The sequence below is a fragment of the Roseibium sp. genome (genome assembly GCF_965216085.1).
In the GTDB taxonomy this organism is placed as follows: domain Bacteria; phylum Pseudomonadota; class Alphaproteobacteria; order Rhizobiales; family Stappiaceae; genus Roseibium.
The window spans coordinates 5,116,093-5,129,949 of record NZ_OZ244138.1 but is presented as its reverse complement, the minus strand read 5'-3'; the positions used below and the strand labels follow the sequence as shown (position 1 = coordinate 5,129,949).

Sequence of the window (13,857 nt, the reverse complement as noted above, 5' to 3'; positions counted from 1 at the left end):
ATGTCAACAATTACTCTCGACACTGTCCGCAAGGTATACGGCGGTGCGGTGGAAGCAGTTAAGGGCGTTTCCATCGATATTGACGAAGGGGAGTTCATTGTCCTGGTTGGTCCGTCCGGCTGCGGCAAATCCACTTTGCTGCGCATGATTGCGGGCCTTGAAGATATCACCACTGGGGAAATCAAAATTGGCGACCGGCTGGTCAACAAGGTCGACCCGGCAGACCGTGATATCGCGATGGTGTTCCAGAACTACGCGCTTTACCCGCATATGTCGGTTTACAACAACCTTGCCTATGGCCTGAAAAACCGGGGCATGGACAAGGCCGAGATCGACCGCCGGGTGAAGGAAGCGGCCCGCATTCTGGAGATCGGTGAATATCTCGACCGCAAACCACGGGCACTTTCCGGCGGTCAGCGCCAGCGCGTGGCCATGGGCCGGGCGATTGTCCGAGAGCCTGCGGCCTTCCTGTTCGATGAACCGCTATCCAATCTGGATGCCAAGCTTCGGGTTCAGATGCGCGTTGAAATCAAGCGTCTGCAGCAGTCACTTGGCACCACCAGCGTTTATGTGACCCACGATCAGCTGGAAGCCATGACCCTGGCAGATCGCCTGGTGGTTTTGAACGGCGGCAGCATCGAACAGATTGGCGCGCCGATCGATGTTTATGACAAGCCGGCGTCCACGTTTGTGGCTAGTTTCATCGGGTCACCGGCAATGAACCTTCTGGATCTGAAGTCGACTGGGGACGGTTTGGCCCTTGCCAAGGGCAAAGGCCTGTCTGGGGCCAACACCAAAGGCAAGGATGCATATAAAGTTGGGATCCGCCCGGAGCACCTGGAAGTGGTCGATAGCCCAGCCTCCGGTGACGGGCTAGCGCTCGAGGTGACCGTCACCGTCCTCGAGCCAGTTGGTGCGGAAAGCTATGTCTATGCCAGCTTTGAAGAAGGCGGCCCTGAGATTGTCATCCGGGTTTCCAGTCATGCTCATCATGAGCCGGGCGAAAAAATGTACCTCAAAGCGCTGCCGCAAGATGTGCATTTCTTTGATGCTGATACGGGCAAACGCATCGACTGATGCTGATTTGAACTTTCGAGGCAGGTGGCAGTAACGAGGGGCTGCCTGTTTCGCTTCAACCACCCCGGCGAGCCGGGGTGGTTTTTTTGTTCCAAAATAGCTTTAGAAAGAAAGCCACTAGGCCGGGTTGGCCGCGATCCGCCCAACCTGATTTAAGCCCTTATGATCACGAACATATTGACCAAATCATTCAACCGTCAGAATTTGGTTTGGCGGTAGGTTTTACGTCCGATGTGATTGGAGCCTGCCGCAAATATGCATTGACGGCGTCAATCAGCTGCAAGGACTTTGGTCCCTTGCAGGCAATGCCGATCGGCACACTCTTGACGGGGGCCTTTGCGTTGTACTTCGGCACCGGAATGTTGTTGGCCCTAAAATAGACAAGGGTTTCCGGAATCCAGCCCAGAAACACATCGAGTCTGCCAAGATTGAGCATATTGGCAGCGGCGCGTGGGGTCTCAAGGCGTCGGATTTCTGTCAGGTTCTTTTCAACCTGTGCTCCCAAAGGCATGCCCTGGATGGCCCCCACCCGGAGGTTCTTGAAGTTTTCAATCGACACATCGAGTTCCCCTGGGGTGACATTAAAAGCATGCAGCTCCACTCGATCCCAGACATCAGATAAAGTCGCTCCAGGGCAGTGCGTAATATCAGGGGCGCTGTTGCAGGGGCTAACGCAACAGTCTTCGCAGCGCGAGAACTGAAGGATCGCACGCGCGGGAGGTAGAAACTGGAAATCGACATTGAGCTTCTTGCCGGAGGCCGCTGACAAAACAATCTGATCGTATTTGCCACGCAGGTCCGGCTGGTGGTGCCCATCCAGTTCCGTGGTGTAGATTTTTATGGGCTCGGCCGCTGAGGTTCCAGAGATCAGCAACACCAGTCCGAGGCACTGAAGCGCCATGAAGAAATACTGGAGGGCCTTAAAGCCCAAACTGGGGGCATGTGATCGCATATCTTCTCGTAAGGCGAAGCCTGTCCCTAAATCTCGGTTTATGAAACGGACTGTAGCGCAATTTCGAATGTAGCTACCGTAGTTCTAAATATATTAAAGGGGCGTGGAGGTTGTTATTGTGTAAATAAGCAATTGCTCGAAATATATTTGTTTCAAGAGGTCGTTGTATCTACAGATTTATTGATAAATATACCTAACTCAAAATTATGGGTGCAATCTGTATGTCCGTGCTTGTGTGAACGCCTGCGTCAAATCAGGAAACTCTGCTGAAGACGGTTGTCAGGGTCACTAGCAAAAAAACAAAGCCGCTACACTTCAACGAAAACTGGCTTGGACGGCCAGTTTATGAGCCGAGTGAATTGGATTTAAAACACAGTAGCTTCTGTTCAGCATGTCCAACCCTAAAAACCAGAATAACCTTTTCACGGCGCGATAATATCAAGGTCCTGAAGCGCTTGATCGAAACGCTCATTGGCAAGCAACTTGAATGTGTCGTCGGTGATGTTTGCGTTCGCGATGCGGTCACACCGAAAAGTGCGAATATCGTCCCGCAGTCGATCGAACGCGAGCACGTACCAAACCGGGCTATGCAGCAGCAGGTAGTGGGGTTCTATCTCCCGCGCTGTTCTGTCACCAGATATCGCTTCATAAGAAATCTCCAGAGTTTGCCGTGAAACGAACGCTTGGTGCAGCGTATCAATCACCGGCTGCCGTGGCGGGTTAAACCCGGACAAGACAAAGTGGGATGCGGTTTCGCCTATCAGTATTCTCGATTTCAGATCGGAAATTTCGTTCTTTAAGCGAGGCGATAAGGAGGCAAGTAGCTTGCGCCGAATGGGGGCGAGTTCGGCCATAAAAAACGGAGATTTCATTTGTTCAGCAATCGCCAGGCTCACCAGCAGGTCGATCGCTTCTGAATAGCTGAACTTGACTCGTCCCACGCCCCAGGTTCGATGCAGTCTGATTCCGCCGCCACGGCCCCGGTCGGCTTCAATAGGAAGGCCCTGGTCGCGAAGAAGCTGAATATCCCGGGATAATGTCCGGCTGCTGATACCGAGTTCTTCGGACAGACTTGATACGGTCAAGGCGTCGTCGGCCTTGAGCCGCGCACTTATCCAATCCAGCCGCTTCATGCGTTCAATGGTCGATGTTTTGGTCATTTGTTAAATAGGACACAAAATGGCGTATTTATCCATATGGTGCCAGCATCACTCAATACATGGAGAAAAAAATGTCTGCGCCGATCACTGTTCTAGCGCCGATTAAACTGGCACCTGGGAAAACCGAAGAAGACTTGCTCAAGGCTTCAGATTTGTTTGAGAAGAACTTTGTCAGCCATCAGCCAGGTGTCTTGCGCCGTGAGCTCATTCGTAAGTCCGAAGGTGAATACCTCGATATTGTCCAGTTCAAAAGTGCGGAAGACGCACAGGCTGTCATGGAGGCAGAACGGACCTCTCCAGATTGTCTGGAGTTTTTCTCGCTTATGGATCTGACCGGTGTTGATATGGAGGCAGAAATGCCGCTGTATCAGTCACTTGCGACTTACAAGCGTTAACTTGCCGGTCAACTCAATCCTCACATCTGGCCCTGCCTCGAATAAGAGGTAGGGCCGTGCCCCGGATATCTGAAATCTCCTGACAAATGGTGTCAGGATGCTTGCCGTAAGCCATTGCCAAGTTTGCATATTCTCTGGCAATTCTGACAAGTTATTGTTGAAAGTAAGGTGTTGGTATTGGAACCGTTTAAAAACAAATTTTCCCCTGAGCTGGTCCGGTGTTTTGCTTTTCATCTAAACCGGCAGATTACGGATTTCTCGAAAGAAGCTTATGAAGCTGAAATTCTCGCGGAATTGGAGCCGCTTGAATTGAAGCAAAGAGCACGCCTGATTGCCGATGTGACCGCTCGCCATTTGCCTGAGGACTTAGATGCCCGTTTCGCAATTCTGCGCGCCGTTCTCCATCCCGACACCGGAGAATCGTTTGATTGGTCGAGTGATGACAAAGGCATCTGCGGATGGGGTGTGATGCCGCTTTCGATGATTGTGTCAGATTGTGGTATGGACGATTTTGAAAAATCATTTGACCTCCTCAAGGACATGACAAAACGCGCGACGGCCGAGTTTGACGTCCGGCCGTTTCTTGCAGCTGATCAGGAGCGAGCGCTTAACATCATGGCACCTTGGACTTCTGATCCAAATGTCCATGTGCGCCGTTTGGTGTCGGAAGGCACCCGTCCCCGTCTTCCTTGGGGCATGCGGTTGCAGCGTCTCGTCGAAGACCCGGCACCGGCGCTTCCATTACTGGAGGCTCTGAAAGATGATCCGGAAGAGTATGTTCGCCGGTCTGTTGCCAATCATTTGAATGACATTGCCAAAGATCACCCGGATCTTGTTGCCGACATTGCAGCCAGATGGCTCGAAAACGGTGATAAAAACCGCCAAAAACTTGTGCGTCACGCCTGCCGGTCGCTGATCAAACAGGGGCATAGGGCGACGTTGGATGCGTTTGGTTTGGGGGCGCCGGAAATTGAGTTGGATGGTCCAACCATAGACAATCGCAATGTCCAATACGGGGAGACTGTTTCTTTCTCGGTTGATCTTAAGTCAACGAGCAAGAAACCACAGGACTTGGTGATCGACTATGTGGTGCATTTCAAAAAGGCCAACGGCACTCTTGCTCCTAAAGTGTTCAAATGGACAAAAACGAACCTTAAGGCTGGTGAGTCGCTCACTCTTGAGAGAGCCCATGCCATCAAGCCCATCACCACTCGGGTCTATTACGGTGGCACCCAAGCGATCAGTCTGCGCATTAACGGACAAGATTTTGGGTATTGCGAGTTTGAATTGCAGATGGTGGTGAAGTAAATTGTAAATAGTTTTAATTGATATAATTGCTAATGAGTTTAGTAACTAAGTAGTTCGTTATAATAAATTTCAGATTTATCTTAAATAATGACGTTGAGGAAATTTTCGCCCAGGGGGCTATGAGATGTCAACGTCAAATTCATTGGTTTGGAAGCTGGTAATCCCTATTCCAATAATCGTTCTTGCTGGATTGGCAATTGCTTGGTGGTTGATACCAAGCGCTGTCATCGAAAATGCGCGCCAAAGTGCAACGCGGAACGGCGTGCAGGCCGCCAACCAGTTCAAGACAATCCGCGGATATTATACCAGCAATATCATCCGGAAAGCCAAAGCCAGCGGAGCCTTAAAGCCATCGATCAATCACAAGGCTTCGGATGATACAATTCCACTTCCGGCGACCATGATTCACGATCTGAGCAAGCTGCTTGAAAACAACAGCACTAGTATTGCTCTTTACAGCGCCTATCCGTTTCCAAATAGGAAGAGCCGGAAGCTCGACGAATTTCAAAAAGAAGCCTGGGATTATCTGGTCAAAAATCCAGATTCGACATTCGCCCGGGAAGAGGTCCGCAATGGCGCAACGGTTATGCGGGTTGCAATCGCTGACACAATGAGCGCCAAAGGATGTGTTGGGTGCCACAATGCCCACCCTGACACGCCGAAGAATGATTGGAAACTCGGCGATGTCCGGGGAATCTTAGAGGTTGATACGGATATCGGTGAAGCTCTCGCTGAAGCGCAATCGGTCACAATGAGCATCATTGTTGGGCTTGTAGTCGGTGGTGGTTTGATCCTGGCTGTCGTGTTGTTCAGCGCCAGAAAAATGTCTCTGCCGATCTCCGATATCACCCAAAGCATGAAGAAAATGGCCGACGGGGATTTGACCGCCGACATCCCCGGAAGCGGGCGCTCTGACGAGATCGGACAAATGGCGAGTGCCTTGACCGTGTTCAGAGATGGTTTGCAGCAAGCCAAAGACCTGGAAGCAGAGAAGGATGCGAAACACGCGCAACAGGAAACCGAGCGCCGCAAAATGGACGAAGTGATCAGCGCCTTTACCGGTAAGGTTCGCGATGTCGTGAGATCCTTTGTGTCGTCGTCTCAGGAGCAAGATGAAACTGCCCGCTCCATGTCGGCAATGTCAGAACAATCCTCTCAAAAAGCGGCTTTCGTTTCAGAAGCTTCTGATGACGCGCTGAACAATGTGCAGACTGTCGCCGCGGCAACGGAGGAGATGTCGAAAACAATCGATGAAATTACGCAGCAGGTTGCAAATGCGACAGAGGCGTCCGAAAAAGCTGTGGCTGAAGTGGAGAACTCAAACTCGCAAATGGGGGTCCTGGCCGATACCGCGAATAAGATTGGCGAAGTCATCGGTATGATTTCTGGGATTGCGGAACAGACCAACCTCCTGGCTCTGAACGCGACGATCGAATCGGCTCGAGCTGGTGAGGCTGGTCGAGGCTTTGCTGTCGTGGCGAGTGAGGTCAAGGAACTTGCCGGCCAAACCACGCGAGCTGCAGAGGAAATTGTTCAGCAGATTGAGGACATTCAATTGGCCACGAAAGAGGCATCGGGGTCTTTGGAAAACCTGAGCCAAGTGATCAGAACCGTGAATGAAATCTCAAGCGCGATATCCAGTGTAATGGCTGAACAAGGAGACGCGACGCGTGAAATTGCAAGCAGTGTGCATTCTGCCGCTGACGGCACGCGCAAAGTGAACGAAAACATCGCCTCCGTAACCGATGCCAATCAGCAAGTTGGAGAAATATCGGGCAACTTGATGGCATCTGCCTCGATCCTTGCTGGACAAGCCGAGCAACTGAATGAAGAAGTGGAAGTCTTCATTCAACAAGTTCGGCAAGCTTGACCCGGTCGAACGATCAGAACAGGAAGCCGGGATGCCGGACAGACTGGCGATTACCATTCGGCAATGTGGTCCGCACAGACTCTTTTCTTAGCTTGGGAAGCGGTTCTTAAAACCAGTTCAGTTTCGGCTCTTGGACGCTTTGGGCGTCAACACTCGGATTGTTCCGGTCAAGATCAACGTCGCCTGTGATGCCATCGACCTGGCCACCTTCTGAAAACTGCCAGATGGCATAGCCTTTCCAAGGGTCGGGAATTTCCGGTTCGCTTGCGGAGGTGTAGTTGGCAATCCAAAGAGGATACTCGGTGAAGTCGGGATTGCCGAGACCCTGCCAGAAGGCCGGGGACACATAGATCATCGGTGTGCACTTGATTTGCCGCTGCAGAGTTTCCAGCAGTTCTTTGAGCGCATAAACGTAGACCGAGGCAGAGGCACGTTCCATGTCTTCGCAGTCGATCGCTGGCGGCAGATCTGTTTCAGGATCGAAGCTAACGGCCTGTAACTGCTTGATGAGTAAGTCAGACTGTTTGAGAAAACAATCTGTTGGCAGGAAGTAATGATAGGCGCCGCAAGAGATGCCGTTGTTTTTGCAGCCCGCCCAATTCGCTGTGAACATGGGGTCGGTGTAACTTTCGCCCTCGCTTGCCTTAATCATCGCAAACGCGGTTCCGTCCGCTGCAACCTTGTTCCAGTTGACGACACCCTGATAGTGGGAAACGTCGATCCCCTTGTCACCCATTGCCGTCATCGATCTCACCTTGATTTGGTGTTGCCAACAAAAAGACGCGTAGGATGTTCGGGCGTGACAATTTGGCGTTATGGTTCAGCGGTAAGCTTGTCGCAGCCGGGTACGGGTTAACTCGGTTTGTGAGAGACAAAGGCGTGCAGCAGAAGTAGCTGGAGAACCACGGTTGGTCTGTCAAAACCGGCCTCCGACAATAGCTCGCTGACAGCTTCTGCAGGAAGTACCGAAACATCTCGGCCGAATGCTGCCGGGTCGGAGGGCAGTCCCGCTTTTTTCGTTTCTGAAAACCACATCTCAGAAAGTGTTTCAAAACCGGGAGCGGACATATCCGATACAATGTCCACTGAGAAAAGATGGCCGCCGGGCACAAGGCGCAGATAAATGTCCCGGAAGAATTGGGTGCGCTCCTGGCGGTCCATCAGGAAATGAGACACAAGAATGCTGGTCGCACCATCAAAAACAGCGTCTTCCGGTAGAGAGGAAACGTAACCTTCGTGAAAGGTACAGCGCTCAGAAAAACCTGCCTTATCAATATTCTGTTTGCATTGTGACATCATCGCGGAAGCTGGTTCAACAACTTCAAATCGCCAATTTGGATGTGCCGCCGCCATTTTGATGATTTCTGTTCCGGTGCCAGCGCCAACGCATAGAATATTAGAACTGGCTGGCAGTACGTCTTGCGCGGCGTTCATGACAAAATAGATCGCGTCTTTCATCACGCTCAGTTTGGAGCGTTTGCGGTCGTACGACTCCGCTTCCCTTTCGCCAAAATGCTCTTCAGCAATTTGTGACATGAAGCACTCCTGCCATTTGGTGGTGGTTTTTTTGACTTGAAGCTTTTGCGTGCGGAGTTATGGACGTAAACCGAGTCTGGAATGTGTCAAACTAAAGTTGTTTCAAACGCAGCATGCCGGCGATACCGGCAGCTGGTCCAATGGCCATCAGAACAAAGACACCCGGCCAGCCGATCAGACCGGCAAGCATGGGCGTGACCTGTACCGTCAGGAAGGTGAGCGCAAATCCGAGGGCGGTCTGAAAGGTCATCAGGCTGCCCGCTTGTTCTGGGGACGCATAATCGGCGACCAGGGCAGAAAACTGCGCGGAATCCGGCAAGATCGCCGCCCCCCAGACCAGAACGCAGAGCACCGTCAGCCAAACCGGCCCGCCAAAAGTCAGCGCACTCAAGAGCGCGGCAGTTCCACTGATCACCATCGCCAGAATTGCGATGTTGGCCTTGCCGATCCGGTCAGCCAGAAGTCCGGCACCGATGCAGGCGACACCTCCAGCTGCAATCGCGAGAAACGCTATAATACGGGCTAATGGAATGGCATCGGAGTCCGGCATATGAGCGGTAAACGAAACGGTCAAAGCAACCCCGATCCAGGCCCACATGGCATAGAGTTCCCACATATGCCCAAGATAGCCGACGTAGGCGTAGCGGATTTTCTTGTTTGTCCAGGCGGTGAAGATGGCGGTGATGTCCATCTTGGGGGCTGTGCCGTGGAACGGACCCAACTTCGTTGCCAGGCACAGGAGCCCGCCGAGCCCTGAAGCAAGAGACGCGACGGTGAGGCTCCAGCGCCAATCGGTTCCGCCCAACAGCGCCAACAGATGGGGGGCTGCGGAGCCAAACGTCAGCGCGCCGACAAGTGTTCCAACCAGAAACCCGCGATCTTTCTGGCCCCAGCCAACAACGATTTTCATGCCAACCGGATAAACCCCGGCCAGTAGTGCGCCGGTGGCGAAGCGGGCAAAAATGGAGAAAGCTCCTCCCGGTTCGACAACCAAAAGGCTCGCATTAAAGAGTGCAGCGGAAATGGCGCTAAACGCGAACAGCCGGCGTGGATCGATCCGGTCTGCCAATCCAAGCAAGGCCGAGGCGAGTGCGCCTGCAACAAATCCGATTTGCACGGCGCTCGACAGCGCAGCTTGACGAAACTCTGAAATCTGAATTTCCCGCGTCAGATCCGGCAAGATCGCTGCCGACATGAACCACAGGCTCATGCCTGCGATCTCGGCAATCATCAAAAACCCAAGTGAGCGCCATTTGGCGGCGGCATCAATCTGCAAGGCCGAGATCTTTCCGAAGTTTTTTGGTCAATTTGGCAGCGATGATTTTATGTGCGGCTTCGATATAGGCTTTCAGGTCATCGTCCGACATGCTGGTATCGGCTTCCCGTTGAACCCATTTGGCCCGAGCCAAATAGGGAGCCGGAATGACACCGTCCTGTTGGATCAAAAGGGAATAGGACAAGTCGGAGCACTTGAAGCTGAATTTCTCGTGTGAGCCTTCCCCCCAACCGGAGCAGATGGCAAAGATCTTGCCGCCAACCTTCCAGACGGACGCATTGCCCCATTGAACGACATTGGTCGTGGCCGGCAGGCTTTTACAATAGGCGTCGAATTCGTCCCGGGTCATAGTCTTGATTGGTCTTTGGATTTGAAAAAGGATAAGCGCATCAACAGTTAAGCCACACCGTGAAGCTGCGCAAATGGGGATGCAAGAAAAAAGTTCTCATTTGCGGTCACACATTCGGCAGCCGGGCCCTCTAACCTTATAGTGACCATTAAGGGAGACCGGCACATGGCAGCCATTAGGATTGCGCAAGAGACAGTGGACGCGGCGCAAGGCGGAGACCGGCAAGCGCTGGAAAGCGTGCTTGCAGGGGTTCAGGATCAGGTTCATGCGCTGGCGCGGCGCATCTTGGTCGACGTGGAAGATGTCCGCGAAGCAACCCAGGAAATCCTGATTCTCGTCTTGACGAAACTTTCTACCTTTCGCGGCGAAAGCGCCTTTTCCACCTGGGTATACCAAATCGCCGTACGATATTTGATCAATGCCAGAAAACTGCGAGCCCGCGACCCTGGATTGACTTTTGAGATGTTTGCAGCGGACCTGGAAAACGGGCTTGTGGCCGATCCACCAAAAGCGCCGGATCAGGATCTGTTGCTGAACGAACTGCGAACCTCCTGCACCATGGCCATGTTGTTGTGTCTGACACTGGATCTGCGTTTAGCTTACGTGCTCGGTGATGTTTTCGAACTGGATCACTCAGAAGCAGCAACCATTCTGGAAATCACACCGGCTGCATTCCGAAAACGCCTCTCGCGGGCAAGAAGCGCGGTCCATGAGTTTACGGCCCAAAACTGCGGCTTGGTGAATCAATCAGCGCCGTGTTCGTGTCCCCGCCGTTTGCCGGCAGCTATGGCGAGTGGACGCATTAAGCTGAACGATTATCCAAACTCGGGCGAGGGTGCAGACAGCTTTCAGGCTGTCAAACGCAGGATAGGTTCCGTGGTGGATGCGCTGAAGAGTTATGAGTTGTTCAGCGCCGTGCCGGATTACCGCTGTCCTGACGATATTCGGCATCAGCTGACCGAAATCCTGTCGCCGAACATTTAGACCGGCTTCAGAACCGCCAGACATTTTTCTCATTTAACCAGCTTGGCAGCAAGCGGGACTGGCGCCGCTGTGTCTGCCGAAACCACAGGAGTGAACTTGTGAGAATTCCAAAATTCTGGCGCGCCGGATCTGTCGTGGCCGCCGTTCTCATTTCAAATATCTCAATTCCCGCTCAATCAGCAGAGGCTCAAACAATGACCAAAGACCAGCAAACTGTTCTCAGTGTGATCAAGCATATGACGAGTTCTTTTCAAGCCGGGGATATTGATGCGGTCATGAAAACGTATGAAGCAAGCCAATCAATTGCGTTTGAACCGGGCAGCCCGGTTTCCGATGCAGCCATCGCCCGTCAGGCCTTTCAGCAGTTTTCTGAGATGGCGCCGGAGTTCACATATCAGGGTCACGACGTCATTGTTGAGGGGGATTTGGCCGTCCATATTGCGCCGTGGCGCATGACCGCCAAGGGCGCGGATGGGACAGATATGTCGGCTGACGGTCTGTCGGTCGCGGTTTTGAGGAGGCAGTCCGATGGGACCTGGAAAATGGTGATCGACAATCCATATGGTAACCGTCTTCTTGCTGAGACTGCTCAATAATCACCGGTTGGCCGCACGAATTGTTCACAGTGCGGCCATTCTGTGGACTATCGTTGGAAAACGCCGCAAAAATCCAAGAATTTTCGGGCGTCCTTGAATCAATTTTAACAAGTCTCCATATTTAATAAGAACGGGAGCACGCAGCTCCTGTCCGGGTGCCTTAAAAAAGGGCCTGGAAGCAAGGTCGCTTCGACAAGGACTTTGAGGATGTCGCGCATGTCAGCGTTTTCCAGCCCGTTTATGCTCGGGTTTGATGATATCGAGCGAGTGCTCGATCGAGTTTCCAAGGCAGCCAACGATGGCTACCCGCCCTATAACATTGAACGGTTGCCGAAAACCGACAGTCAGGGCGATGTTATCCGGATCACATTGGCTGTGGCTGGGTTTACCAGGGACCAGCTTGATGTGTCGGTGGAAGAAAGCCAGCTCGTAATCCGGGGCCGGCAGGTGGACGACAAGAGCCGCCAGTATCTCCACCGCGGAATTGCTGCCCGCCAATTTCAGCGGGCATTTGTCCTCGCCGAGGGGATCGAAATCCTCGGTGCGGATTTGAAGGATGGGCTGTTGTCCATCGACCTGGCACGTCCCGAACCGGAACGTGTCATTCGAAAAATAGAAATCTCCAGCGGTGAATGACCTTCGCTGCAAAAACAAAATGGAGAATCACTGATGCACAACACGAATTCGCCCGTCTGGGCAAACGCCAATGAGCTTGCCGAAGTCATGACAGTCGATGAACTGAGTGAACTCGGCACTGGAGATGTTGCCTACATCAAACCGGTGAAGGCTTGGGAGCTTCGGGAAATGTTTCCAGATGTTCCACCGCTTCAGGACGACATGACCCTTTATGCTCTCCTGAATGCCGATGGCACACCGATCCTTCTTGCTGACAGCCGGGCTGCCGCCGTGGCCAATGCATTTGAACAAGAATTGGAGATGGTCTCTCTGAACTGAGGGATCTGTGGACGTCACGTCCTGATCAAGAAAAACCCGGGACTTTGCTCCCGGGTTTTTCTTGTTTTGGAAGACCTAGGTCAGAGCTTTGTCTTTTTCCTTGGTGCCGGAAACGTCTCCGGTTGCGGCCGGTGGATTGGGCCGGCGTGTGAACTCCGGCTGCAGCGTTGCTTTGCCAGGTGGTTTGCGCCAGGGGTCGCTCTTGATCCAGGACACCAGGTAAGCGACCGCAATCAAGGCCGCAAACCCAAGCAGGTTGGACAAGATTTGCGGCATCCATTCGCCGCGGCCCCAGACCATGTCGCGCAAGATGGCAGCCGCTTGAGCGATCACCAGACTGGCCATGAAAACAGCGAGTGACTGCTGGCCAACCTTCTGAACGACCCGGACAAATCCGCCCCACACTTTGCCATGGCCAAGCAGGTATTTGCCGTGTTCACCGGCCGCAGCCCAAGCAAGATAGGCAAGTGCCAGGAAGTGGATGTAGCGCAGGATACCGAATTCGGTCTTGATCCACAGCGGCTTTATGCTTGTTCGAATGTCCCGGGCCCAGGCCCAATCGAGGTAGTTTTCGCCGTAAACCCGGAAGTAAGCGAAAGGAACGGTTGCCAACACAATGACTGCGCAGGCAGCGATCAGCTTTGCATTCACCGGCGGTGCCGGGATCCAGCCGCGCATAAAGGCAAATCCTGTGAAAAACAGCAATTGCCAGGCGAAGGGGTTGAAGAACCACTCCCGATCCGACCAAGGTTCGGCAGGCAAGCTGAGCAGATCAAATTGCGAGGCCAACCATAGAGCAATCGACAGAACAAAAGCTGCGATGACAGACACGCGGGCTGCCAGCATGATCGCCGGAATCAGCGCCAGAATGACGATATACATCGGCAGGATGTCGAAATAATTCGGCACCCAAGTCAGGGTCATGATGCCAGGAAGGGCAACGGTCGTCTTGTTGAAGAGGTGCCACAAGTTCAACGACACAACGTAGTCCTGGGTCAGATCGCAGCAGCTTTTCAGATAACCGCTTTCATGGACCATAACGAGACCAACAGCGATCACCAGAAATTGTCCGATATGGGCCCAGTAGACCTGCCACATCCGGTGAAGAATACGGGCGGCACCCATGCCCCAGCCGTGCAGGTCAAAGATCTTGCCGAAGGCAAGCGCTGAGGCCATCCCGGAGCAGAATACAAAGATCTCGGTTGCATCGGAAAAGCCGAAACGGGCCGGGATCCAAAGGGTCCACCAGTTCGAAGGAACATGGGCGATATAGATGATGAACATGCCGATCCCGCGGAAAAAATCGAGCCGCGGGTCACGAGGGCGTTTGATATGAGGCTGGTGGTTCACGTTCGTCACATGGCAAGTGTAGTCGATAAATCGGGATTATTCAGCGGCGG

At 53.0% G+C, this 13,857-nt stretch carries 15 protein-coding genes; 8 read left to right on the top strand and 7 right to left on the bottom strand.

Going from position 1 to position 13,857, the window contains the following annotated elements; all coding sequences use genetic code 11:
* Positions 1–1,077, top strand: coding sequence for a sn-glycerol-3-phosphate import ATP-binding protein UgpC (locus tag ACOOFE_RS24075; RefSeq protein ID WP_420412386.1), 1,077 nt, complete (start codon positions 1–3; stop codon positions 1,075–1,077).
* A gap of 190 nt (positions 1,078–1,267) precedes the next feature.
* On the opposite strand, the gene ACOOFE_RS24070 is transcribed toward ACOOFE_RS24075, so the two are convergent.
* Positions 1,268–2,029 carry a hypothetical protein gene (locus tag ACOOFE_RS24070; RefSeq protein WP_420412385.1) on the bottom strand — a complete coding sequence of 254 codons (762 nt, stop codon included), beginning with the start codon at positions 2,027–2,029 and terminating at the stop codon, positions 1,268–1,270.
* A 422-nt stretch (positions 2,030–2,451) separates the two neighbouring features.
* Positions 2,452–3,189, bottom strand: a complete 738-nt coding sequence (locus ACOOFE_RS24065; RefSeq protein WP_420412384.1) for a helix-turn-helix transcriptional regulator — start codon at positions 3,187–3,189, stop codon at positions 2,452–2,454.
* Between the two features lie 71 nt (positions 3,190–3,260).
* On the opposite strand from ACOOFE_RS24065, the gene ACOOFE_RS24060 reads away from it, so the two are divergent.
* The 3 genes from ACOOFE_RS24060 (at position 3,261) to ACOOFE_RS24050 (ending at position 6,762) form a co-directional block, all read left to right on the top strand.
* Entirely contained in the window at positions 3,261–3,584 is a 324-nt protein-coding gene (locus ACOOFE_RS24060; protein ID WP_141183774.1) for a hypothetical protein, read from the top strand.
* Between the two features lie 309 nt (positions 3,585–3,893).
* Entirely contained in the window at positions 3,894–4,892 is a 999-nt protein-coding gene (locus ACOOFE_RS24055) for a DNA alkylation repair protein (protein WP_420412383.1), read from the top strand.
* A gap of 124 nt (positions 4,893–5,016) precedes the next feature.
* On the top strand, positions 5,017–6,762 hold the full coding sequence (locus ACOOFE_RS24050) for a methyl-accepting chemotaxis protein (protein WP_420412382.1): 1,746 nt from the start codon (positions 5,017–5,019) through the stop codon (positions 6,760–6,762).
* A 106-nt stretch (positions 6,763–6,868) separates the two neighbouring features.
* Here ACOOFE_RS24050 and ACOOFE_RS24045 read toward each other — a convergent pair whose 3' ends face one another.
* The 4 genes from ACOOFE_RS24045 to ACOOFE_RS24030 form a co-directional block, all read right to left on the bottom strand.
* Entirely contained in the window at positions 6,869–7,507 is a 639-nt protein-coding gene (locus ACOOFE_RS24045) for a glycoside hydrolase family 25 protein (protein WP_420412381.1), read from the bottom strand.
* Positions 7,508–7,614: 107 nt separating this feature from the next.
* On the bottom strand, positions 7,615–8,298 hold the full coding sequence (locus tag ACOOFE_RS24040; RefSeq protein ID WP_420412380.1) for a class I SAM-dependent methyltransferase: 684 nt from the start codon (positions 8,296–8,298) through the stop codon (positions 7,615–7,617).
* A gap of 91 nt (positions 8,299–8,389) precedes the next feature.
* Positions 8,390–9,574 (bottom strand): MFS transporter, encoded by a 1,185-nt coding sequence (locus ACOOFE_RS24035; RefSeq protein ID WP_420412379.1) that lies wholly within the window; start codon positions 9,572–9,574, stop codon positions 8,390–8,392.
* Positions 9,564–9,923 carry an MmcQ/YjbR family DNA-binding protein gene (locus ACOOFE_RS24030; RefSeq protein ID WP_420412378.1) on the bottom strand — a complete coding sequence of 120 codons (360 nt, stop codon included), beginning with the start codon at positions 9,921–9,923 and terminating at the stop codon, positions 9,564–9,566. The genes ACOOFE_RS24035 and ACOOFE_RS24030 overlap by 11 nt, the downstream gene beginning before the upstream one ends.
* A gap of 165 nt (positions 9,924–10,088) precedes the next feature.
* Between ACOOFE_RS24030 and ACOOFE_RS24025 the strand changes: the two genes are divergently transcribed.
* The 4 genes from ACOOFE_RS24025 to ACOOFE_RS24010 all read left to right on the top strand — a co-directional run bounded on the left by ACOOFE_RS24025 (position 10,089) and on the right by ACOOFE_RS24010 (position 12,457).
* Positions 10,089–10,907 (top strand): RNA polymerase sigma factor, encoded by an 819-nt coding sequence (locus tag ACOOFE_RS24025; RefSeq protein WP_420412377.1) that lies wholly within the window; start codon positions 10,089–10,091, stop codon positions 10,905–10,907.
* A 194-nt stretch (positions 10,908–11,101) separates the two neighbouring features.
* Positions 11,102–11,503 carry a YybH family protein gene (locus ACOOFE_RS24020; RefSeq protein ID WP_420412376.1) on the top strand — a complete coding sequence of 134 codons (402 nt, stop codon included), beginning with the start codon at positions 11,102–11,104 and terminating at the stop codon, positions 11,501–11,503.
* A 207-nt stretch (positions 11,504–11,710) separates the two neighbouring features.
* Entirely contained in the window at positions 11,711–12,139 is a 429-nt protein-coding gene (locus ACOOFE_RS24015) for an Hsp20 family protein (RefSeq protein WP_141183767.1), read from the top strand.
* Between the two features lie 33 nt (positions 12,140–12,172).
* Positions 12,173–12,457 carry a DUF1150 family protein gene (locus ACOOFE_RS24010; RefSeq protein ID WP_141183766.1) on the top strand — a complete coding sequence of 95 codons (285 nt, stop codon included), beginning with the start codon at positions 12,173–12,175 and terminating at the stop codon, positions 12,455–12,457.
* Positions 12,458–12,532: 75 nt separating this feature from the next.
* Here the strand turns inward: ACOOFE_RS24010 and ACOOFE_RS24005 are convergent, their stop codons facing one another.
* Positions 12,533–13,807, bottom strand: coding sequence for an OpgC family protein (locus tag ACOOFE_RS24005; protein ID WP_420412375.1), 1,275 nt, complete (start codon positions 13,805–13,807; stop codon positions 12,533–12,535).
* Positions 13,808–13,857: the final 50 nt, after the last annotated feature.